A 21,271-nucleotide genomic window follows, 5' to 3' on the forward strand; every position below is an offset into this window, starting at 1 on the left:
CCTCCACGCCTCGAACGCCGGCGAGGCTGAGATCAAGCCTCGCCGGCGTTCGAGGCGCGGGGTCCAGGGGTGGATCCCCTGGACCGGCGGAGCCCCCTGGACCGGCGGAGCCCCCTGGACCGGCCGAGGCCGGCTTCCCTGCGTGACCCCCGTCACGCCATCCCATCATTCGAGACGAGTTCGTCCGAATCGTGGACAGTAGTGGACTCCTCCAATCGGCACATGACACGCTTCCGCCATGAATGGAGCTGGAATTGCCTTGGTGAGTCGGCGGCACGTCGACCTCGGCCGCATGTCCAGCGCCATCTGTCCGGCCCGCTGACCGAACCAGCCACGCCGCACATCGCCGTCGTCCCCGCCGCCGCGGACGCGCCGATCACCCGCCCAGCCCCCTGAGGCCGTAGTACCGCCCTGCCCGCCGGCAACCCCGGCGCGGAGCGGGAATCAGCCACACCCGCTCGGAGTCGCCGAGCCCGCAGGGGAGCGCCGCCGCCTCCCCCTGCCCTTGCCTCGAGCCGCCGAAGAAGGACGTACCGCCATGGCCGCCACCCCCGAAACGCCCGCAGCCGCACCCGCAGCCGCCGCGCGCCGCAAGACCGGCCGTCACCGCGGCGAGGGCCAGTGGGCCGTCGGTCACCACACGCCCCTCAACGGCAACGAGCAGTTCAAGAAGGACGACGACGGTCTCAATGTGCGGACACGCATCGAGACGATCTACTCCAAGCGCGGCTTCGACTCGATCGACCCCAACGACCTGCGCGGCCGTATGCGCTGGTGGGGGCTCTACACCCAGCGCAAGCCCGGGATCGACGGCGGCAAGACCGCGATCCTGGAGCCGGAGGAGCTGGACGACGAGTACTTCATGCTGCGCGTGCGCATCGACGGCGGTCGGCTGACCACCGAGCAGCTCCGCGTGATCGGCGAGATCTCGGAGGAGTTCGCGCGCGGCACCGCCGACCTCACCGACCGGCAGAACGTGCAGTACCACTGGATCCGGATCGAGGACGTCCCGGAGATCTGGCGCCGACTGGAGGCCGTCGGCCTCTCGACCACCGAGGCCTGCGGTGACACGCCCCGCGTCATCCTCGGTTCCCCCGTCGCCGGCATCGCCCGGGACGAGATCATCGACGGCACCCCCGCCATCGACGAGATCTACCGCCGCATCGTCGGCAACAAGGACTTCTCCAACCTGCCCCGCAAGTTCAAGTCCGCGATCTCCGGCTCGCCGCTGCTCGACGTGGCGCACGAGATCAACGACATCGCGTTCGTGGGCGTGAACCACCCCGAGCACGGTCCCGGCTTCGACGTCTGGGTCGGCGGCGGTCTGTCCACCAACCCGAAGCTGGGTGTGCGCCTGGGCACCTGGGTCTCGCTCGACGAGGTCCCGGACGTCTACGAGGGCGTCATCTCGATCTTCCGCGACTACGGCTACCGCCGGCTGCGCAACCGCGCCCGCCTGAAGTTCCTCGTCGCCGACTGGGGCCCGGCCAAGTTCCGCCAGGTCCTGGAGGACGAGTACCTGCAGCGCAAGCTGACCGACGGCCCGGCGCCCGCGCAGCCGAGCGGCCAGTGGCGCGATCACGTGGGCGTCCACCAGCAGCAGGACGGCAAGTTCTACGTCGGCTTCGCGCCCCGCGTGGGCCGCGTGGACGGCGCCACCCTGACCAAGATCGCGGACGTGGCGGCCCAGCACGGCTCCGGCCGGCTGCGCACCACCGCCGAGCAGAAGATGATCGTGCTCGACATCGAGGCCGACCAGGTCGACTCGGTGGTCGGGGCGCTGGAGGCGCTCGACCTGCGGGTCAAGCCGTCCCCGTTCCGCCGCGGCACGATGGCCTGCACCGGCATCGAGTTCTGCAAGCTGGCCATCGTCGAGACCAAGGCGCGCGGCGCCTCGCTGATCGACGAGCTGGAGCGCCGCCTGCCGGACTTCGCCGAGCCGATCACCATCAACATCAACGGCTGCCCGAACGCCTGCGCCCGTATCCAGGTGGCGGACATCGGTCTCAAGGGCCAGCTGGTCCTGGACAACGACGGCAACCAGGTGGAGGGCTACCAGGTCCACCTGGGCGGCGCCCTCGGCCTGGAGGCCGGCTTCGGCCGCAAGGTCCGCGGCCTCAAGGTCACCTCGGCGGGTCTGCCCGACTACGTCGAGCGGGTCGTCAAGCACTACGAGGAGCAGCGCGAGGACGGCGAGCGCTTCGCGGCATGGGTCGCCCGCGCGGACGAGAAGAGCCTCTCGTGAGCGAGCGCGCCGCACCGTTCCACTGCCCCTACTGCGGCGACGAGGACCTGTTTCCCAACGAGACGGGCCACGGCGCGTGGGAATGCAGGGCCTGCAACCGAGCCTTCCAGCTGAAGTACCTCGGGCTGCTGGCCCGGGGCGTTCGGTCGGAATCAGCGGGATCAGCGGGAGGGGACGGGATATGACCACCACTCAAGACGTACGTCTCACGGCCGGGGAGCTCAAGGCGCTGGCCGAGCAGGCCGGCCGGGACCTGGAGGACGCCTCGGCGTCGGACATCCTGCGCTGGGCGGTCGACACCTTCGGCAAGACCTTCGCCGTGACCTCCTCCATGGAGGACGCGGTCGTCGCCCACCTGGCCTCGCGGGTCCTCCCCGGTGTGGACGTGGTCTTCCTCGACACGGGCTACCACTTCGAGGAGACCATCGGCACCCGTGACGCGGTCGAGGCCGTGATGGACGTCAACGTCATCACGCTGACCCCGCGTCAGAGCGTCGCCGAGCAGGACGCCGAGTACGGGCCGAAGCTGCACGACCGGGACCCCGACCTGTGCTGCGCGCTGCGCAAGGTCAAGCCGCTGGAAGAGGGCCTGACGGCGTACACCGCGTGGGCGACGGGCCTGCGCCGCGACGAGTCCCCGACCCGGGCGAACACCCCGGTGGTCGGCTGGGACGAGAAGCGGCAGAAGGTCAAGGTCTCCCCGATCGCCCGCTGGACCCAGGACGACGTGGACGCGTACGTCGCCGAGCACGGCGTGCTCACCAACCCGCTGCTGATGGACGGTTACGCCTCCGTCGGCTGCGCCCCCTGCACCCGGCGCGTCGCCGAGGGCGAGGACGCGCGGGCCGGCCGGTGGGCCGGGCGGGGCAAGACCGAGTGCGGACTGCACGGCTGATGACGACCGGCGAAGAACTTACGGAGACAGAGCAGATGAGCGTGAGCGACCAGGGCGCCACCGTGTGGCTGACCGGGCTGCCGAGCGCGGGCAAGACCACGATCGCCTACGCGCTGGCCGAGCGGCTGCGCGGCGAGGGCCACCGGGTGGAGGTGCTCGACGGGGACGAGATCCGCGAGTTCCTCTCCGCGGGGCTGGGCTTCACCCGCGAGGACCGCCACACCAACGTGCAGCGGATCGGCTTCGTCGCCGAGCTCCTCGCGAGCAACGGGGTCAAGGCCCTGGTGCCGGTGATCGCGCCGTTCGCGGACAGCCGTGAGGCCGTCCGCAAGCGGCACGCCGCCGAGGGCACCTCGTACCTGGAGGTCCACGTGGCCACCCCGGTCGAGGTCTGCTCGGAGCGTGACGTCAAGGGCCTGTACGCCAAGCAGGCGGCGGGCGAGATCTCCGGTCTGACCGGGGTCGACGACCCGTACGAGGCGCCGGACTCCCCGGACCTGCGGATCGAGTCGCACACGCAGACCGTGCTGGAGTCGGCTTCGGCCCTGCACGCGCTGCTCACCGAGAGGGGTCTGGCATGACGACGACCGTCGCACACGTCCACGACGAGACGGATGCGCCCTACGCGCTGTCGCACCTCGACGCCCTCGAGTCCGAGGCCGTGCACATCTTCCGTGAGGTGGCCGGCGAGTTCGAGAAGCCGGTGATCCTGTTCTCCGGCGGCAAGGACTCCATCGTCATGCTGCACCTGGCGCTGAAGGCGTTCGCGCCGGCGCCGGTGCCGTTCACGCTGCTGCACGTCGACACGGGTCACAACTTCCCCGAGGTGCTGGAGTACCGCGACCGTACGGTCGAGAAGCACGGCCTGCGCCTGCACGTGGCGTCCGTCCAGGACTACATCGACGCAGGCAAGCTGCGCGAGCGCCCGGACGGCACCCGCAACCCGCTGCAGACCGTGCCGTTGACCGAGGCGATCCAGAGCCTGAAGTTCGACGCCGTCTTCGGCGGCGGCCGCCGCGACGAGGAGAAGGCCCGCGCCAAGGAGCGGGTGTTCAGCCTGCGCGACGAGTTCTCCCAGTGGGACCCGCGCCGCCAGCGCCCCGAGCTGTGGCAGCTCTACAACGGCCGCCACGCCCCGGGCGAGCACGTGCGGGTCTTCCCGCTCTCGAACTGGACCGAGCTGGACGTCTGGCAGTACATCGCCCGCGAGGGCATCGAGCTGCCGGAGATCTACTTCGCCCACGAGCGCGAGGTGTTCCTGCGCAACGGCATGTGGCTGACGGCCGGCGAGTGGGGCGGCCCGAAGGAGAGCGAGACGCCCGAGACGCGGCTCATCCGCTACCGGACCGTCGGTGACATGTCCTGCACCGGCGCCGTCGACTCCGACGCCGTCACGCTGGACGCCGTGATCGCCGAGATCGCCGTCTCCCGCCTCACCGAGCGGGGCGCCACCCGCGCCGACGACAAGATGTCCGAGGCCGCGATGGAAGACCGCAAGCGCGAAGGGTACTTCTAGACATGACCAGCACCACCGATCAGGTCGTCGGACTCGACGACCTCGCGGCGACCACACTGCTGCGCTTCGCGACCGCCGGCTCCGTCGACGACGGCAAGTCCACCCTGGTGGGCCGGCTGCTGCACGACTCCAAGTCGGTCCTGACCGACCAGATGGAGGCCGTCGAGGCCGTCTCGGCCCAGCGCGGCCAGGACGCCCCCGACCTCGCGCTGCTGACCGACGGCCTGCGGGCCGAGCGTGAGCAGGGCATCACCATCGACGTCGCGTACCGGTACTTCGCCACCGCGCGCCGCCGGTTCATCCTCGCGGACACCCCGGGGCACGTGCAGTACACCCGGAACATGGTCACCGGAGCCTCCACCGCCGACCTGGCCGTGGTCCTGGTCGACGCCCGCAACGGTGTGATCGAGCAGACCCGCCGGCACGCGGCGGTCGCCGCGCTGCTGCGCGTCCCGCACGTGGTCCTGGCCGTGAACAAGATGGACCTGGTGGGCTACCAGGAGTCCGTCTTCGCGGCCATCGCCGAGGAGTTCACCGCGTACGCCTCGGACCTGGGCGTCCCGGAGATCACCGCGATCCCGATCTCGGCCCTGGCCGGCGACAACGTGGTGGAGCCGTCCGCGAACATGGACTGGTACGGCGGCCCGACGGTCCTGGAGCACCTGGAGACCGTCCCGGTCAGCCACGACCTGACGGCCTGCCCGGCGCGTTTCCCGGTGCAGTACGTGATCCGTCCGCAGTCCGCCGAGCACCCCGACTACCGCGGCTACGCGGGCCAGATCGCCTCCGGCGTGCTGCGCGTCGGCGAGGCCGTGACCGTCCTGCCGTCCGGCCGGACCTCGGTCATCGAGGGCATCGACGCGCTCGGCGAGAGCGTGGACATCGCCTGGGCCCCGCAGTCGGTGACCCTGCGGCTGAAGGACGACATCGACATCTCGCGCGGCGACCTGATCGCGCCGTCCGCGAGCGCCCCGGCCACCACGCAGGACGTCGAGGCGACGGTCTGCCACGTGGCCGACCAGCCGCTGGCCGTGGGCGCCCGGGTGCTGATCAAGCACACGACGCGCACGGTCAAGGCGATCGTCAAGGAGATCCCCTCGCGGCTGACCCTGGACGACCTGTCCCAGCACCCGAACCCCGGACAGCTGGTGGCGAACGACATCGGCCGTGTCGTCGTCCGTACCGCCGAGCCGCTCGCGCTCGACGCGTACGCCGACTCGCGCCGCACCGGGTCCTTCCTCCTGATCGACCCGGCCGACGGAACCACCCTGGCGGCCGGCATGGCGGGCGAGTCCTTCGCCTCCCGCGCCGAGACGACCGTCCGGGCCGACGAGGAAGGTTGGGACTTCTAACTCATGCTTCCCGACATCTACTCGACCTTCGCGAAGGAGGGCGGCCGCGTAGGCAGCGGCGTCCTCGGCAGCGGCCAGGGAGGGGTGGCGCGATGTGCGCGATGACGTACGCGCACCGCATGCGCGCCCACACCCCCCACGAGCCGTACCCGACCTCGTTCCACAAACGAAGACGTGCGTCATGAGATGACGCCGTCACGAGAGGAAGTCCTCCCGTGCCTGCCACCGCCAGCACCCGTAAGCCCCGTACCACGCTCCGCCGCAGTGTCGTCGCCGCTGCCGCTCTGCCGCTCCTGATCGGTGCGCTCGCCTCCTGCGGCTACGGCTCCGAGGCCAAGAAGGACGAGCCGAAGGCCGCCGACGCGGCCGACTCCGGCAAGAAGCTCTCCGCCTCCGAGGTCCGTATCGGGTACTTCCCCAACCTGACGCACGCCACCGCGCTGGTCGGCCTCCAGGAAGGCCTGATCGAGAAGGAACTGAACGGCACCAAGATCAAGCCACAGTCCTTCAACGCCGGCCCGTCCGAGATCGAAGCCCTCAACGGCGGCTCTCTCGACATCGGCTTCATCGGCCCCTCGCCGTCGATCAACGCCTACGTGAAGTCCAAGGGCTCGAACCTCCGCATCATCTCCGGTTCCGCCTCCGGCGGCGTCAAGCTCGTCGTGAACCCGGACAAGATCAAGACCCTGGACGACCTCAAGGGCAAGAAGATCGCCACTCCGCAGAAGGGGAACACGCAGGACGTCGCGTTCCTCAACTGGATCGCGGAGAAGGGCTGGAAGGTCGACCCCGAGTCCGGCAAGGGTGACGTCTCCGTCGTCCGCACGGACAACAAGGTGACCCCGGACGCCTTCAAGCAGGGCTCGATCGACGGCGCCTGGGTGCCGGAGCCCACGGCCTCCAAGCTCGTCTCCGACGGCGGCTCCGTCCTCCTCGACGAGACCGCCCTGTGGCCCGACAAGAAGTTCGTCATCACGAACATCATCGTGTCGCAGAAGTTCCTGAAGGAGCACCCCGACGTGGTCGAGGCCGTACTGCGCGGCACGGTGAAGACCAACGACTGGATCCACGCCAACCAGGACAAGGCGAAGGCCTCCGCCAACGCCAAGCTGGAGGCGGACAGCGGCAAGGCGCTCGACGCGAAGATCATCGACCCGGCATGGCCCAGCATCGCCATCACCGACGACCCGCTGGCCTCGACGCTGAAGACGCAGTCGGAGTGGGCGGTCAAGGCCAAGCTCATCGAGCAGCCCGAGCTGGCCGGCATCTATGACCTCACGCTCCTGAACAAGGTGCTGAAGGCCGCCGGCAAGCCCGAGGTCTCCGACGCCGGTCTCGGCGCCAAGTAATCCCGCAATCCAGCAAACCCAGGAGGTGACGACCATGGCCACCACGTTCGCCAAGGCTGCCGAGGGCTCCACCCGGGAGCAGTCGCACGCTGCCCGCATCGAGCACGTCTCGAAGTCCTTCTCCGGCCCGGCCGGATCGCAGCTCGTCCTGGACGACATCAGTCTCGATGTCGCTCCCGGCGAGTTCGTCACCATCCTGGGTGCCTCGGGGTGTGGGAAGTCCACGCTGCTGAACCTGGTCGCGGGTCTGGACAAGCCGTCCGCGGGGTCCATGGAGACCCCCGGCGGCCGTCCGGCGCTGATGTTCCAGGAGCACGCCCTCTTCCCGTGGCTGACCGCGGGCAAGAACATCGAACTCGCCCTGCGCCTGCGCGGGGTGGCCAAGGCCGAGCGCCGCCCGGAGGCCGAGCGGCTGCTGGAGCTGGTCCGACTCGGCGGCTCGTACGGCAAGCGCGTGCACGAGCTGTCGGGCGGTATGCGCCAGCGCGTGGCGCTGGCCCGGGCGCTCGCCCAGGACAGCCGACTGCTGCTGATGGACGAGCCGTTCGCGGCCCTCGACGCCATCACCCGGGACGTCCTGCACGGCGAACTCACCCGCATCTGGGAAGAGACCGGCCTGTCCGTCCTCTTCGTCACCCACAACGTGCGCGAGGCCGTCCGTCTCGCCCAGCGCGTGGTCCTGCTCTCCTCCCGGCCCGGCCGGGTCGCGAAGGAATGGACCGTGGACATCCCTCAGCCGCGCCGCATCGAGGACGCGGACGTCGCGGAACTGTCCCTGGAGATCACTGAACACCTGCGTGGGGAGATCCGCCGCCATGGCCAGCACTGACATCACTTCGAAGGCCACGGGCAAGAGCGACGACCTGGCCGGCCTGGAGGCGGGCCTCGACGCCCTCGACGCGGTCCAGACGCACCGCACCCCGATCCGCGAGATCCTCGTCAAGAAGGTCTTCCCGCCGGTCCTGGCCGTGAGCCTGGTGCTCCTGGTCTGGCAGGTCCTCGTCGCGACGCACGTCACCGAGGAGACCAAGCTCCCCGCGCTGTCCGCGGTGTGGGACAGCCTGTCCGACATGTGGCTCAAGGGCACGCTGCTGGAGGTCATCTGGACCAGCGTCTCCCGCGGTCTGCTCGGCTTCCTGCTGGCTCTGGCCATCGGTACCCCGCTCGGTCTGCTCGTCGCCCGGGTGAAGTTCGTCCGCGCCGCGATCGGCCCGATCCTGCAGGGCCTGCAGTCGCTGCCGTCGGTGGCCTGGGTGCCGCCGGCCGTCCTGTGGTTCGGCCTGAACGACGCGATGATGTTCACGGTGATCCTGTTGGGCGCCGTCCCGTCCATCGCCAACGGCCTCGTCTCCGGCATCGACCAGATCCCGCCGCTGTACCTGCGGGCCGGCCGCACCCTGGGTGCCACCGGTCTCGCCGGGGCCCGGCACATCGTCATGCCGGCCGCGCTGCCCGGCTACCTGGCCGGTCTGAAGCAGGGCTGGGCCTTCTCCTGGCGCTCGCTGATGGCCGCGGAGATCATCGCCTCCTCGCCGGACCTGGGCCTGGGCCTGGGCCAGTTGCTGGAGAACGGCCGCAACAACATCGACCTGCCGGGCGTGTTCCTCGCGATCATCCTGATCCTGGTGGTCGGCATCGCCATCGACCTGCTGATCTTCAGCCCGGTCGAGCGGTGGGTGCTGCGCAGCCGCGGTCTGCTGGCGAAGAGCTGATCGCCATGTCCCGCGCCCTTGTGGTCATCGCCCACGGCAGCCGCGACCCGCGGCACGCGGCGACCGTGCACGCCCTCACCGAGCGGGTGCGGGCGCTGCGGTCGGGGCTGCGCGTGGAGACGGCCTTCCTCGACTTCAACACCCCGACGGTGGGGCAGGCCCTGTCCTCGCTCTACCTGTCCGGCGTACGGGAGGTCGTGGCGCTCCCGCTGCTGCTGACCCGCGCCTTCCACGCGAAGTCCGACATCCCGGCGGCGCTCGCCGAGTCGACCTCGCGCCTGCCGGGGCTGTCGGTGCGGGTGGCGGACGTCCTCGGGCCGTCCCCGCTCCTGCTGACCGCCCTCGAACGCCGGCTCCGCGAAGCCGGCCTCACCCCGGCGGACCGCGCCACCACCGCCGTGGTGCTCGCGGCCGCCGGCTCCACGGACCCGGAGGCGATCGCAGTGATCGCTGAAACCGCGCGGGAGTGGCGGCGCACCGGTTGGTGTGCCGTGCGGCCTGCGTTCGCCTCCGCCGCTCTGCCCCGTACGGAGGATGCCGTACGGGCCCTGCGCGCCGAGGGCTTCGAACGGGTGGCGGTGGCCCCGTACGTCATCGCCCCGGGCCGTCTCCCGGACCGGATCACGGCCGGCGCCGAGGCCGCGGGCGCGGACGTCGTCGCCGACGTCCTGGGCGCGGCCCCGGAACTGGCCCGCCTGATACTGCGCCGCTTCGACGCGGCCGCGACGACGCCCGCCCGCCTGCCGGCCCTGTCGGCCTAGGCGGTCGCCTTGCGGCGGCGGGCCGACAGGGTGCGGGCGTAGAGCAGGTGGGCGATCGCCTCGGCGGCGAGCAGCAGCACCACCAGCCAGGGCGCGAGGGCGTCCGAGGCCATCGCCACCAGGACCGGGATCGCGATGCCGGGCACGGCCCAGACCGCGACGGCCGCGGGGCTCCGGCCGAAGCGCAGGGCGATGACGGCATGGGCCGCGTGGTAGAGGGCCAGGCCGCCGGCCAGCGCCCATACCGCGCCCCGGGCGAGGTGGGCGTGGCCCGATTCCTCGACCGCGGTGGCCAGTCCGGCCGCCATGCAGAGGATCCCCGCGGTCACGAAGTAGTGCAGGAACCCGCCGACGTCACGGGCCAGCAGGTACGCCCGCATGCCTTCGGCCGAGCCGAGCATCAGCTCCGCCGTCGTCGAGCCGAAGTCGAAGTACGACCACCACAGCGCGGCCAGCAGGACGAACCCGAGCACCGCGACCACCGCGGCCCGGACGGTCCACGCGTCGTCCATCGAGGTCACCAGGCCCAGCACGGACTCGCCGAGCACGATGATGACGAACAGCCCGACCCGCTCCACGAGGTGCCCGGTGTCGAGCCGTCCGGGGACACCACGACCCCGGGCGGTGAGCAGCAGGACCATCTCGGCGGCGATCAGGACCGCCCACATCGCGTACCGCCAGGGCGAGGGGACGGCCGCGGAGGCCGCCCACAGCAGCCCGGACAGCAGGCAGTAACTCAGTGGCCGCCAGCGGGGGACCCGGTCCGGCGCGGGGAAGCGGGTGGCGGGCCACCACAGTCCGAGGAGGACCAGCCGGGTGCCCGCGTACCCGAGGGCATACACGGCGCCGCGGGTGCTGTCGGCCTCGGGGACGGCGGCGGCCATGGCGGCCAGGCAGAGCATGGCGAAGAGCATCAGGAGCCGGCGGTGGGCCCCGTCGTCCTCGAAGAGGTTCGCCGAGACCGTGAGGTTGATCCACATCCACCACGGCGGGAAGAAGAGCCCGAGGAACACGGCGAAGTCCCGTAGCCCCGGGTCGCCGTGCAGCTCGTGCGAGAGCTGGGCGGCGAAGGCCACGAAGACGAGGTCGAAGAACAGCTCCAGCCAGGCGGCGTGGCGGCTCTCCCGCTCGCGCGGCGCCGCCGCCGCGTCCATCGCGCTCATCGGGGCCGTCCGTCCGGGCTCTGGGCCGAGGTGTTCGGGTACGAGCCCCGAGCCTGCCCGTGCCCCCGCTCCTGCCGGCACCGGCGCACCGCCGGGTCATCCGGATGGGCCAAGCGGCGCCGGAGTCAGGGCAGGTGCCAGATCTGGGTGGTCACCAGGTAGAAGACCAGCACCCAGAAGGCGAGCAGGGCGACGACGATGCCGACGCCGATGAGGTTGGCCTTGGTCGCCGGTTCGTCCGGCGTCGGGCGCAACCACCTTCCGAGCAGCGGGTTCACGTAGTAGGGCATGGTCACGAAGCTCATGACGAAGCTCGACAGCAGGTTGCCCACGAGCAGTCCGAGCCACAGGGGCATCCCCAGCGGGGACGTGGCGAGCGCCAGCAGGACGACGGTCGGATAGAGACCGACCCAGACGGCGACGGCGGTCTTGGTGACCGACGGTGGGGGTCCTTCCCGGCCGTTCTCCTCGAAGGCGAACCAGCTGCCGAAGGAGTTGTCGACGGTGCGCAGGTCGAAGTCGTAGTCCTTCCCCTCGGCGAGGACCTTGCGCCTGCGGTCCGACGTCAGCCAGGCGTCGAGATGCTGGGCGTTGTCGAAGCGGTACAAGGTGGTCCACTCGTCCTGGAGGCCGTCGACGGGCGGGAAGAACTCGCTGCCGCGGAAGCCCTCGAACCTGCTCTCCTCCTCGGCCATGCGGCGCTGCCACGCGAGGAAGTCCTCGACGTGCTCCGGGTGCACGCGGTGGGTGATGACGACGGTCACCGACGCGTCCTGCGAGGGGGTGTGGCCGCTCACCACCTGTTGGGTTCCGGGTCCGTCGAGGTAGCGGTCCCCTACCTCCAGGAGCTGCTGCCGGGTGGAGCTGTTGATCCACGCCTGCAGGTGGGGTACCGAGTCGAAGCGGTAGACGATGACCCACTCGGGCTGGAGGGAGGTGGGCGGGGCGACCTCGACGCCGAGGTACCCGTCGTAGGCGGAGGCGGCGGTGTTGACGCCCTGCTGCCACTCCTCGTACTCCCGCTCCCGGCCCGGCAGCACCTTCTGCGCGATGATCGCCGTGGCCTCGGCGTCCGCTGCGTGGCTGTTCTCGGTGTTCATGTGCTTGAGGCCTTCGGGAGCGGCTGCTTCTCGCCGAGCCGGCTGTAGATCCGGTCGGGTGTCAGCGGCAACGACCGGTAGCGGATCCCCGTCGCGTCCTGCAGGGCGTTGGCGAGGGCGGGGGCCACCGGGTTGATGCTGCATTCGGCCATGCCCTTCGAGCGCATCGGGCCGACGGAGTCGGCCGAGTCCACCAGGAGGACCTCGGTGCGCGGGACGTCTGCGTAGGTGGGGATGCGGTAGTTGCGGAGGTTCGGATTGACCATGACCCCGTTCTCGTCGATCCGGAAGTTCTCGGTCAGCACGAAACCGATTCCCTGGGCGACGGCGCCCTCCACCTGTCCGCGGACCTGGGCGGGGTTGATCAGGACACCGGCGTCGACCGCCTGGACGCTGTGCAGGACACGGATCTCACCGGTCACCCGGTGGACCGCGATCCGGAACCCGTGCGCGTTGGAGACGGCACTGCGCGGCGATCCGTAGGCCTTGCGGGCGGCGGTGAAGCGGATGCCGCGCGCCCGCGCCGACGCGACGAGTTCGGCCAGCGAGACGCGGTGGTCCCCGCAGACGACGCCGTCGTCGTCCATCGAGCACATGACGGGGTGGATGCCCGTCCGGGCGGCGGCGAACTCCACGATGCGGTCGCGCACGGCGCCCGCCGCCCGCAGGACCGCGTTGCCGGACACGAACAGGCCCGCGCTGGCGAAGGCCCCGGTGTCGAATCCCGTGCGGTCGGTGTCGGACTGCACCAGGCGGATCCTCGACGTGGTGGTGCCCAACTGCTGGGCCGCGATCTGGACGTGGGCGGTCGAGGTGCCCTCGCCGAACTCGACCGTGCCGACGGCGACCTCGTACATGAGGTCGTCGCCCAGCGTCACCCAGGCCTCGGAGATGTGTTCGGTCGGGGGCGCGGTCTCGTGCAGGGAGGCCGCGACGCCCGCCCCGACGAGCCAGTCGGGGCCGAGGTGCGGGTCCTGGTCCGCCGTCCGGGCCAGGGCTCGGTCCACCAGGTCGACGCACTTCGCGAGGCCGTCCTCGGTGAACATCACGTCGTCGGGACCGTCGTGCATGGCCACGAGCGGGTCGCCCGGCCGCACGATGTTGCGGCGGCGCAGTTCGAACGGGTCCATGTGCAGGGCGAGGGCCAGTTCGTGCATGGCCGATTCCACGGCGAAGGCCGGCTGCGTCATCCCGTAGCCGCGCAGTGCCCCGCTCGGCACGGTGTTGGTGTAGACGGAGTACGCGTCGTACTTCTTGTTGGGGCAGCGGTAGATCATGACGGCCGCGCCGCCCGCGAACAGCGTTTCGCCGCCGTGGTTCCCGTAGGCGCCCGTGTCGGACACGTTGCGGACCTGGAATGCCGTGAGGGTGCCGTCCGCCTTCGCGCCCAGCTTGACGGTGAGCGTCATCGGGTGCCGCGGCGAGGCCGTGGTGAACTCCTCCTCGCGCGTGTACTCGAAGCACACGGGCCGGCCGGTGTCCAGCGCGCCGAGCGCGGCCAGATCCTCCGAGATGACCTCCTGTTTGCCGCCGAACCCGCCGCCCACGCGTTTGCAGAACACCCGGAGCTGGTCGGGACGCAGCGCGAACAGGTGGGCGAGCTTGACCTTGGCGATGGAGGGTGACTGCGAGCTGGTGCGGACGTTGAGGCGTCCGTCCTCCATCCAGGCGATCGAGCCATGGGTCTCCAGGTGCGCGTGCTGCACGCGCGGTGAGGAGTACGTGGCTTCGTGGATGACGTCGGCCTCGGCGAACCCGGCGTCGACGTCGCCGATGTGCGAATGGATTTCGAGGAGGATGTTGCGGACGGGGTCGCGGACGAAGGGGTCGTCCGCGCCGTGGATCTGCGGGGCCCCGTCGGCCATGGCCGCCTCGGGGTCGAACACCGCGGGCAGCACCTCGTACTCGACGGCGACCCTTCGGCAGCCCTCCTCGGCGGCCCCTGGCGTGTCGGCGAGGACCGCGACGACGCGCTGGCCCGCGAAGCGCACCGTGTCGTCGAGGATGTAGGTGTCGTCGGGGTCGACGAGGTGGTCGGTGTGGATCGCCGTGGTGAAGGCCCTGCGCGGCACGTCCTTCCAGGTGTAGACCCGTTGCACGCCGGGCACCGCGAGGGCGGCGCTCTTGTCGATCGAGAGGATCCGGGCGTGGGCGTGCGGCGAGTGCAGCACCTTGAGGTGCAGCATGCCGTCCATCCGGGTGTCCATCGTGAACTCGGCGCGACCGGTCACCACGTCGTCGGCCGCGGGTGCGCCGACGCTCCTTCCCACCGCCTTCCCCGGCTCCGCGCTCTCCACGCCGACGAGGCCTCGCACGGCGTCCTCGATCGCCCGGTAGCCGGTGCAGCGACAGAGGTTGCCCTTCAGCGCCCGGGGCAGATCGGCCTTCTGGGCCTCGGTGAAGGTCGCCGAGGTCATGATCATCCCTGCCGTGCAGAAGCCGCACTGGAATCCCGGGGCGTCACGGAACTGCCGCTGCACGGGGTGCAGGCCGCCGGGTGATCCCAGCCCCTCGATGGTGGTGACCTCGTGGCCGTTCGCGCGGAAGGCGGGGGTGATGCAGCTGTGCACGGGAGCGCCGTCCAGCCATACCGTGCAGGCGCCGCAGTCTCCGGCGTCACAGCCCTTCTTGACACCGTGGTGGCCGAGCGAGCGCAGGAAGGTACGCAGGCACTGGCCGGGGGCCGGCTCCTCGTCGAAGGTGTTGCCGTTCACCCGGTACGTCATGACGCACCCCCTGCGGAGAGTTCACGGCGGATCTCTTCGGCGTAGTACTTCGTGAGATGGCGCCGGTGGCCGGGAGTACCGTTCGGATCGTCGAACCAGAGGTCGGCGGGGATGACGTCGATGCTCTGCTGGAGGGTCGGGGCGTCGGGCATGGTGTCGAACACCATGTGCACGGGCCGGGTGGTGCCGGCGGTGACGGTGAGCCTCAGGTCGCCGCGCCCGGGGGTGCGCGTGCCGATGAGGAACACCGTCGAGCGGCCGAGGCGGGTGAGCGTGAACCGGCGGTGCGTGGCGTGTTTGCGCAGGGCGTGCGCGGGAATCTCGACGCGCCGCAGGAGCTCCCCGGGCGTGAGGACGTTGCGGTGGTCTCCGGTCACGAAGTCGAGGGCGTCGACGGTGCGTGTCGTCCCGTTCGGGGCCCACAGCTCGTACCGGGCCTCCAGCGCGACCGTCAACGTGATCATGGGTCCGGCCGGCAGCGACATGCAGATGTTGCCTCCGACGGTCGCCGCGTTCCAGACCTTGAACGAGGAGAGGAACGCCTCGCAGCTCGTCGCGATGAGCGGGGCCGCGGTCCAGTCGGCCGGGGGCGCGAAGGCGTAGAGGTCACGGACGGTGCAGGTCGCGCCGATCTCCAAGCCCTTGTCGCCCGGCACGAGGGGGGCCCAGCGCAAGGAGGTCAGGTCGACGAGGCGGCGCAGGTCCGGTTGCTCCGCGGAGAACAGCCAGGTCCCGCCGGCGAGCCAGGCGTCGCCCTCGCGCCAGTCCGCGCCGGGCCGGTCCGGCGGGCGTCGGACGACTTCGGTGATCGTGTTGAGGTCCACGGGGATCGATCCCCCTCACGACGGCGGTCGTGTCACGGACCGCCCGCCGGCGACCGGTGTGCTCGGGGCCCGGGGCGAAGCCCGGGTCCGGGCCCGGGTCGATGTCCGGGCCGGACACGGCCGCTGCGGTCGAAGCACTGCGGCGAGGACCGGCGGACGGAGAGACTCCTCTTCAGCGTATCCCCGGCCGTCCCTGCCCCGCCCGCCGAACGGCGACGCGCTCCGGCAGCGGGCCTCACCGGGTCTGGCGGGGGCGCGTTCTGCAGGGGCGCTCGGCGGACGCGCTCGATGGGGGCGCTCGGCGGGCGCCTTCGGCCGGGGCGCTCGGCCGACGCCTCAGCGGGGGCGTTCTGCGGTGGAACCGTCAGAGGCGGGCCGTCGCCTCGTCCGCGAGGGCCGTCAGGTCCTCGATCGACATCGCGCCCGGCGGCAGGCCCTCCCGGGCGAAGATGTTCGCCGCGTGCCGCAGCACGTCGTTGACCGGTGTCGGCACCCCGTGCAGCCGGCCCAGCAGGGAGATCTCCCCGTTGAGATAGTCCGCCTCCACCGAGCCCGTGCCGCGGGCCAGGCTCTGCCAGGACGAGCCGCCCCGCAGGCCGGCCGGCTGCTCCACCTTGCCGTCGCGGGCCAGCGCCTGCTCGGCGTCCGAGGCGTACGGGACACCCGCGGCCCGGAAGGCGGCCTTGCCCTCGCGGACGGCCCGCAGCAACAGCGCCGCCTTCGCCGGGTCCGGCTCCGGTCCGGTGGTCGCCTGGATCGCGTTGCCCAGGTTCCCCAGCAGCTTCGCGTACTTCCAGCGCATCACGTCCGGGGCCGCCGGCGCCCCGAAGCCGGCCTTGGCGAGGTCCGCCGCGACCGCCCGGGCCAGGTCGTCCGTGCCGCCCGCCGCCCGGCCCACGTGCAGGATGCCGGTCAGCGGCGCGCACAGCGCCGAGACCACGCCCGGCTCCAGGAAGGTGGCGGGCAGCCATACGCACACCCCGTACACGCGCGCGAAGCGCCGTAGCGCCAGCCGCTCGCTCTCGACGCCGTTCTGCGCGCACAGCACCGGCAGGCGCTGTGCGGCCGTACCGCCGCCCACGACCTCCGCGTCGCCCCACGCGTCGAGCGCCGCGATGGCGTCCTGGGTCTTCACCGACAGCAACAGCACGTCGTCGGGGCGCAGTTCACCCAGTTCGTCCGGTTCGGTGACCACGGGCAGCCGGTGGACCCGGGTCCCGTCGGCCGTCGTGAGCCGCAGCCCCTCGGCCCGCAGGGCCTGCGCGTGCGCGCCGCGGGCGACGAGGACCACCTCGCCGCCCGCCTCCGCGAGCCGTCCGCCGATGGTGGCGCCGACCGCGCCCGCGCCGATGATGATGTAACGCATGCCACGAGCCTGGCACATCCGGCCGCCGGGGTCTGCGTCGGGGCAAGACGAACTGCCGTGCGGACGGGGGCGCGCGTTGCCCGGGGTACTTCCGCCGGCCGGTCGGGTTCGTCCGGCCGAGCTCAGGCCGAGGTCAGCTCCACGAGCTTGGCCACGGTGTTCCAGTTGCGGGTGGTCACGTCGAGGCCCTTGACCACGGCGGGCTTGGCGAGGGCCTCGGCGAGCTTGGAGCGGCCCAGGCCCTCGGGGACGTGGAGGTAGATGACGCGCTCGCCGATCCGGTACTCCTCGGGGAGGTACGCCGCCTCGTCGAGCGCGGCGAAGCGTTCCGGCCCGGGCTGCGCGGAGCAGAAGGTGACGTGCAGTTGCTTGCCCTGAAGCTCCGCCGCCGGGAACGGGCAGGCCTCGGCGACGGCGCGCAGGTACGCGCCGTCCAGCACCAGGCACGCCACGGGGAAGCCGAAGTGCCCCTCGATGGCCGCCTCCAGCTCCCGGGCGAGGGCGCTCGGATCCTGCCGCGCGCTGCTGAAGACGGCGTTGCCGCTCTGCAGGTACGTCTGCACGTCGCCGTGGCCGAGCCCGTCCAGCAGCGTACGCAGCTCCGCCATCGGGACCTTCTTGTTCCCGCCGACATTGATCCCGCGCAGCAGGGCCGCGTACCTGCGCGTCGTCGACTTCGTCGTCTTCGTCGTCTTCGTCACCGTCTTCGTCATGGGCGCACCCTAGAACCCGCCTACGACAATTCGGCCTCGACGAGGTCGGCCGCCTGACGTGTGCCGCCCTCGGAGGCCATCGCGGCGCGGACGGCTTCGGCGCGGGCGGCGACCTCGGGGTCGGCGACCAGTTCGAGGACCGCCTCGCGCAGGGTGGTGGCGTCGGCGTCCGCCATCGGGACATGTCGGGCCACGCCGAGGGAGACGAGCATGTCGGCGTTGCCGAACTGGTCGACGGCCTGCGGGACGGCGACCATCGGGGTGGCGGTGGCGAGCCCCTCCTGGCTGCCGCCGGCGCCCGCGTGGGTGATGAAGGCATCGGCCTGGCGCAGGATGTCCAGCTGCGGGACCCAGCGGTGGACCTCCACCCCGGCGGGGACCGGACCCAGGTCCGCCTCGTCGGTGAACGTGCCGATCTGGAGGACGAGATGCCAGTCGGGCAGGTCCGCGAAAGCCTCGATACAGGCGCGGTAGAAGGCCGGCTGGTTGGTGAAGGTGGAGCCGAGCGAGACGAGTACGACCTTCTTGCCCTCGGCCGACGCGGGCCGCCGCCAGGTCCCCTGGGTGGCGCTGCGATCGCCCTGGCAGGCACCGACGAAGGTGTACACGGACCGGTCGACGCGGTCGGCGTGCGGCTGGAGCGCCCGGGGGATGAGGACGACGCTGCGCCGCGGGCGGCCCTGGAAGCGGTCGACGTCGTCGCCGAGGCCGTTCTCCGTGAGCCAGGCGGCGAAGGCGGCGTAGTACGCCCGTCCCCGCTCGGAGGCCTTCAGCTCGGCGAACAACGGCTCGGCGACCTCCTCCTCGTACCCCTCCCACGCGACCAGGTTCGGGGAGAAGGAGACGGCGGGGATCCCCCATCGGTGGGCGAGCACGGGCGCGGGGTAGGAGGTGATGTCGTGCAGGACGAGGTCGGGCTCGTCGCCCTCGAAGGCGGCGGCGAGCTGCGGGAGCGCCTGGACGGCGTCCCTCAGGAACGGTTCCAGGTTCTCGATGAGTTCGGTTCCCCAGGCCTCAGGATCGTCGTCGGTGGGAAGGGTGGAGGTGTAGATCACGGGCGTGGCGCCGGTCTCCGCGACCTTCTCGGCGAAGGAGGCGGGGATGGCGTAGCTGACGCGGTGACCGCGGGCCACGAGCTCGCGGATCACCTCGATGCTCGGGTTCACGTGCCCGTGGGCGGCGATGGAGAACATGGCGATGTGGGCGGGCTTCGCTGTGGTCATGATCGAACGGTAAACGAGACGATACGTCTCGTGCAACTTATTTCGGCGGCTCAGGGAGGACCCGACGGGCCGGGCCGACCCGACGGACCCGCTGAACCGTCCGCAGCCGACGGACCCGAGCCGTCCGCCCCCGAGGCACCCGACGAGCCGTTCGGACCCGATGGGCCGGACGGGTGGTCCGCGGCCGTCATCCGGTCGACGTCGACGTCGAGGGAGTTGAGCCAGGCGAGCGTGGCGAAGAACCGCGGCGAGGAGAGCCCCGGCGGACCGTCCACGGCGGGTCCGGCGGGCCCGGGCGGCGCGCTCCGCGGATCCCCGGCCTCCGCAGCCTCTCCGGCCCCCGCTCCCGCCCACTCGGCCGCCTCCCGCATCCGCGTGACCACCCCGGCCGCCCGGTGGTCCAGCCGGACACTGTTCGCCGGCCCGACGGCCGGACCGCCGCGGACGAACAGCCGCCGCGAGCCCCACAGCACGTGGTGGCCCGACATCATGGCCGCCTGCCAGTCCGTGGTCGGCTCCTCGGTCGTCCGTGGCTCGCTCTGGTGCTGCGCGAACGCGGACTCCGCCATGGTCAGCGCGTGCTGGAGCGGTCGGTCGTCGGGGACGTGCCCCGGCCCTCCCTCCAGCACGGCGGCCGTGGTGCGCTCGACCGTCTCGGCCTCCGTCGTCAGCAGCAGGGCGACCGCCCGGTGCAGCTCCCGCTGCGCCCCGCGCGGCCAGGCGAGCACGCCGAACACCACCCCGATCAGGCTGCCGATGATCACGTCCAGGATCCTGACCTCGGCCAGCTGCCAGGTCACGGGCGTCAGCTGGGCGAAGACGAAGGCCACCACGAGGGTGAACATGCCCTGGGCCCAGCCCACGCCCCGGACCGGCCCCACCCGGAACGCGGTGAGCATCACGAACGGCAGGGCGATCGCGTAGACGGTGGTGTGGCCGCCGATCAGGGCCAGCAGCAATCCCGTCGCCAAGGCGCCGAGCATGGTGCCGGTGATCGCCACGCGTACCGTCTCCCGGGTCTGGGCGGCGGTGGTCCGGGTCAGGCTGAGGACGGCCAGCATCGCCCAGAAGCCGTGGGGCAACGAGTCCAACCCCGCGACCGTACGGGCGGCCGCCAGCGCGAGGCTGATCCGGACGGCGTTCTGGAAGTACACGGAGCGTGGCCCGGCGTGTCCGGCCAGCCGGTGCCACCACAGGCGCGGCGCGCGCTTGCCCGCGTACCAGAACCGGCCCGAGTCGACGTCTTCGGGCAGCCGCGCGTGCCGACCCCGTACCGCCAGCTCGGCGGCCGTCGCCAGGGCCACGGCCGCGTCCGCCACCTCCAGCACCGCCGCCCGCCGACGGCCCCGCGCGGCGGTCGTGGGTGCCTCCCGCGCCGCCGAGGCGGTGGCCCGCTCCCGTACGGTCCGCAGGACATCGGCCGCTTCGGTGGTGGTGGCCCTGCCGTCCAGCAGGTCCGCGGTCTCGGTGACGGCCCGGCCGACGGCGGTCAGCACCTCGGTCTCCTGCTCCATCGGCACCGGGCTCGGGGGCGGGGGTGGCGGGGGCAGGTTCACCAGGCGGGCGAGGAGCGTGCGGGCGGCCAGGCCCATGTGGGACAGGGCCCGGTCGCGCAGGCCCGGACCGGCGGGACGGTCGGCCTCGCCGACCCGGAAGGGCCGCAGCGACCCGCCGGCCGCCGTGGCCGTCTCCGCGGAGGCGGCGGACAGCGTGTACGGAGCCCGGCCCAGCTCGGCGACGCAGCGGGCGGCGGTGTCGGCCGCGCCGGCGGCCAGGTGCCGGTAGGTCGGCCCGCGCGCCTCGGGCAGGACGAAGATCTCGGCGAGGACCAGGAGCAGAAGGCCGAGGGTGGCTCCCCCGAGGCGTTCCAGCAGGGTGTCGGGGGCGTAGGGCGGGAAGCACGGCAGGATGTAGAGCAGTTGCAGGCCGGGCGCGGCGCCCGCGGCGCGGGGCCCGGCGGCCGCCACGAAGGCGAGGAAGAAGCCGATCAGGAGCATGCCGACGACGGCGCTCCAGGTACGGATCGCGAGATAGGTGCCGATGGTCAGCAGCACCCATGCGGTGGGCGTCGCCCTGACCATGACCGCCGCCCGCTGGCGTCCGGTGCCGGGGATGTGGGAGAGGGCCGCCATCGACACCGCGGCGAACAGCGCGTACGTCGCCGCCACCGGCCGGTCCAGCGCGTACAGGCACACGAAGAACGAGGTGCACGCGGAGAGGGTGGTGCGCAGGGCGCGCCGCGTCACGACCGAGGGTCCCCGGTCGGCGCGTCCGTCGTGTTCGGCGCACATGACTCCAGGATCAGGCCACCTGCCGGAAGCCACCA

General features: G+C 71.7%; 19 protein-coding genes. 11 read left to right on the forward strand and 8 right to left on the reverse strand.

Going from position 1 to position 21,271, the window contains the following annotated elements:
* Nucleotides 1-238: 238 nt before the first annotated feature.
* The 11 genes from BCL76_RS40460 (at nucleotide 239) to BCL76_RS03180 (ending at nucleotide 9,830) form a co-directional block, all read left to right on the forward strand.
* A complete protein-coding gene (locus BCL76_RS40460) occupies nucleotides 239-322 on the forward strand; it encodes a putative leader peptide (protein WP_312847410.1) in 84 nt (27 codons plus the stop codon).
* A 216-nt stretch (nucleotides 323-538) separates the two neighbouring features.
* Nucleotides 539-2,245 (forward strand): nitrite/sulfite reductase, encoded by a 1,707-nt coding sequence (locus BCL76_RS03135; RefSeq protein ID WP_109777891.1) that lies wholly within the window; start codon nucleotides 539-541, stop codon nucleotides 2,243-2,245.
* On the forward strand, nucleotides 2,242-2,430 hold the full coding sequence (locus BCL76_RS39575; protein WP_109777892.1) for a hypothetical protein: 189 nt from the start codon (nucleotides 2,242-2,244) through the stop codon (nucleotides 2,428-2,430). The genes BCL76_RS03135 and BCL76_RS39575 overlap by 4 nt, the downstream gene beginning before the upstream one ends.
* Nucleotides 2,427-3,140, forward strand: a complete 714-nt coding sequence (locus tag BCL76_RS03145) for a phosphoadenylyl-sulfate reductase (RefSeq protein ID WP_109777893.1) — start codon at nucleotides 2,427-2,429, stop codon at nucleotides 3,138-3,140. Before BCL76_RS39575 ends, BCL76_RS03145 begins: the two co-directional genes overlap by 4 nt.
* Nucleotides 3,141-3,175: 35 nt before the next feature.
* Nucleotides 3,176-3,721, forward strand: a complete 546-nt coding sequence (gene cysC, locus BCL76_RS03150) for an adenylyl-sulfate kinase (protein ID WP_109777894.1) — start codon at nucleotides 3,176-3,178, stop codon at nucleotides 3,719-3,721.
* Entirely contained in the window at nucleotides 3,718-4,656 is a 939-nt protein-coding gene (gene cysD, locus BCL76_RS03155) for a sulfate adenylyltransferase subunit CysD (RefSeq protein ID WP_109777897.1), read from the forward strand. The genes cysC and cysD overlap by 4 nt, the downstream gene beginning before the upstream one ends.
* 2 nt (nucleotides 4,657-4,658) lie before the next feature.
* Complete coding sequence (locus BCL76_RS03160) at nucleotides 4,659-6,008, forward strand: sulfate adenylyltransferase subunit 1 (RefSeq protein ID WP_109777900.1); 1,350 nt, start codon at nucleotides 4,659-4,661, stop codon at nucleotides 6,006-6,008.
* Between the two features lie 215 nt (nucleotides 6,009-6,223).
* Nucleotides 6,224-7,357, forward strand: a complete 1,134-nt coding sequence (locus tag BCL76_RS03165) for an ABC transporter substrate-binding protein (RefSeq protein ID WP_109777902.1) — start codon at nucleotides 6,224-6,226, stop codon at nucleotides 7,355-7,357.
* Between the two features lie 34 nt (nucleotides 7,358-7,391).
* On the forward strand, nucleotides 7,392-8,186 hold the full coding sequence (locus BCL76_RS03170) for an ABC transporter ATP-binding protein (protein ID WP_109777904.1): 795 nt from the start codon (nucleotides 7,392-7,394) through the stop codon (nucleotides 8,184-8,186).
* On the forward strand, nucleotides 8,173-9,069 hold the full coding sequence (locus tag BCL76_RS03175) for an ABC transporter permease (protein WP_109777907.1): 897 nt from the start codon (nucleotides 8,173-8,175) through the stop codon (nucleotides 9,067-9,069). The genes BCL76_RS03170 and BCL76_RS03175 overlap by 14 nt, the downstream gene beginning before the upstream one ends.
* Nucleotides 9,070-9,074: 5 nt before the next feature.
* The gene (locus BCL76_RS03180; RefSeq protein ID WP_109777908.1) at nucleotides 9,075-9,830 is read left to right on the forward strand and encodes a sirohydrochlorin chelatase; all 756 of its coding nucleotides are present in this window, start codon (nucleotides 9,075-9,077) and stop codon (nucleotides 9,828-9,830) included.
* Here BCL76_RS03180 and BCL76_RS03185 read toward each other — a convergent pair.
* The 8 genes from BCL76_RS03185 to BCL76_RS03220 all read right to left on the reverse strand — a co-directional run bounded on the left by BCL76_RS03185 (nucleotide 9,827) and on the right by BCL76_RS03220 (nucleotide 21,236).
* Complete coding sequence (locus BCL76_RS03185) at nucleotides 9,827-10,993, reverse strand: low temperature requirement protein A (protein WP_109777910.1); 1,167 nt, start codon at nucleotides 10,991-10,993, stop codon at nucleotides 9,827-9,829. The two genes, BCL76_RS03180 and BCL76_RS03185, sit on opposite strands and share 4 nt — an antisense overlap.
* A gap of 125 nt (nucleotides 10,994-11,118) precedes the next feature.
* A complete protein-coding gene (locus BCL76_RS03190) occupies nucleotides 11,119-12,093 on the reverse strand; it encodes an antibiotic biosynthesis monooxygenase (RefSeq protein WP_109777912.1) in 975 nt (324 codons plus the stop codon).
* A complete protein-coding gene (locus BCL76_RS03195; RefSeq protein WP_109777914.1) occupies nucleotides 12,090-14,819 on the reverse strand; it encodes a molybdopterin-dependent oxidoreductase in 2,730 nt (909 codons plus the stop codon). The genes BCL76_RS03190 and BCL76_RS03195 overlap by 4 nt, the downstream gene beginning before the upstream one ends.
* Nucleotides 14,816-15,643 carry an FAD binding domain-containing protein gene (locus tag BCL76_RS03200; protein ID WP_109777916.1) on the reverse strand — a complete coding sequence of 276 codons (828 nt, stop codon included), beginning with the start codon at nucleotides 15,641-15,643 and terminating at the stop codon, nucleotides 14,816-14,818. Before BCL76_RS03200 ends, BCL76_RS03195 begins: the two co-directional genes overlap by 4 nt.
* 364 nt (nucleotides 15,644-16,007) lie before the next feature.
* Complete coding sequence (locus tag BCL76_RS03205) at nucleotides 16,008-17,009, reverse strand: ketopantoate reductase family protein (RefSeq protein ID WP_109777917.1); 1,002 nt, start codon at nucleotides 17,007-17,009, stop codon at nucleotides 16,008-16,010.
* Nucleotides 17,010-17,131: 122 nt separating this feature from the next.
* On the reverse strand, nucleotides 17,132-17,722 hold the full coding sequence (locus BCL76_RS03210) for a DUF1697 domain-containing protein (RefSeq protein WP_109777918.1): 591 nt from the start codon (nucleotides 17,720-17,722) through the stop codon (nucleotides 17,132-17,134).
* A gap of 20 nt (nucleotides 17,723-17,742) precedes the next feature.
* The gene (mgt, locus tag BCL76_RS03215; protein ID WP_109777919.1) at nucleotides 17,743-18,945 is read right to left on the reverse strand and encodes a macrolide-inactivating glycosyltransferase; all 1,203 of its coding nucleotides are present in this window, start codon (nucleotides 18,943-18,945) and stop codon (nucleotides 17,743-17,745) included.
* 50 nt (nucleotides 18,946-18,995) lie between these two features.
* On the reverse strand, nucleotides 18,996-21,236 hold the full coding sequence (locus BCL76_RS03220) for an FUSC family protein (RefSeq protein ID WP_109777920.1): 2,241 nt from the start codon (nucleotides 21,234-21,236) through the stop codon (nucleotides 18,996-18,998).
* Nucleotides 21,237-21,271 lie beyond the last annotated feature (35 nt).

Source organism: Streptomyces sp. CG 926 (assembly GCF_003148825.1).
GTDB lineage: Bacteria > Actinomycetota > Actinomycetes > Streptomycetales > Streptomycetaceae > Streptomyces.

Bases quoted from the DNA above. Each gene is read 5' to 3' on its own strand.
- BCL76_RS40460 (WP_312847410.1), top strand. From the start codon at position 239: ATGAATGGAGCTGGAATTGCCTTGGTGAGTCGGCGGCACGTCGACCTC.
- BCL76_RS03135 (WP_109777891.1), top strand. From the start codon at position 539: ATGGCCGCCACCCCCGAAACGCCCGCAGCCGCACCCGCAGCCGCCGCG.
- BCL76_RS03145 (WP_109777893.1), top strand. From the start codon at position 2,427: ATGACCACCACTCAAGACGTACGTCTCACGGCCGGGGAGCTCAAGGCG.
- cysC (WP_109777894.1), top strand. From the start codon at position 3,176: ATGAGCGTGAGCGACCAGGGCGCCACCGTGTGGCTGACCGGGCTGCCG.
- cysD (WP_109777897.1), top strand. From the start codon at position 3,718: ATGACGACGACCGTCGCACACGTCCACGACGAGACGGATGCGCCCTAC.
- BCL76_RS03160 (WP_109777900.1), top strand. From the start codon at position 4,659: ATGACCAGCACCACCGATCAGGTCGTCGGACTCGACGACCTCGCGGCG.
- BCL76_RS03170 (WP_109777904.1), top strand. From the start codon at position 7,392: ATGGCCACCACGTTCGCCAAGGCTGCCGAGGGCTCCACCCGGGAGCAG.
- BCL76_RS03175 (WP_109777907.1), top strand. From the start codon at position 8,173: ATGGCCAGCACTGACATCACTTCGAAGGCCACGGGCAAGAGCGACGAC.
- BCL76_RS03180 (WP_109777908.1), top strand. From the start codon at position 9,075: ATGTCCCGCGCCCTTGTGGTCATCGCCCACGGCAGCCGCGACCCGCGG.
- BCL76_RS03185 (WP_109777910.1), bottom strand. From the start codon at position 10,993: ATGAGCGCGATGGACGCGGCGGCGGCGCCGCGCGAGCGGGAGAGCCGC.
- BCL76_RS03190 (WP_109777912.1), bottom strand. From the start codon at position 12,093: ATGAACACCGAGAACAGCCACGCAGCGGACGCCGAGGCCACGGCGATC.
- BCL76_RS03195 (WP_109777914.1), bottom strand. From the start codon at position 14,819: ATGACGTACCGGGTGAACGGCAACACCTTCGACGAGGAGCCGGCCCCC.
- BCL76_RS03205 (WP_109777917.1), bottom strand. From the start codon at position 17,009: ATGCGTTACATCATCATCGGCGCGGGCGCGGTCGGCGCCACCATCGGC.
- BCL76_RS03210 (WP_109777918.1), bottom strand. From the start codon at position 17,722: ATGACGAAGACGGTGACGAAGACGACGAAGACGACGAAGTCGACGACG.
- mgt (WP_109777919.1), bottom strand. From the start codon at position 18,945: ATGACCACAGCGAAGCCCGCCCACATCGCCATGTTCTCCATCGCCGCC.
- BCL76_RS03220 (WP_109777920.1), bottom strand. From the start codon at position 21,236: ATGTGCGCCGAACACGACGGACGCGCCGACCGGGGACCCTCGGTCGTG.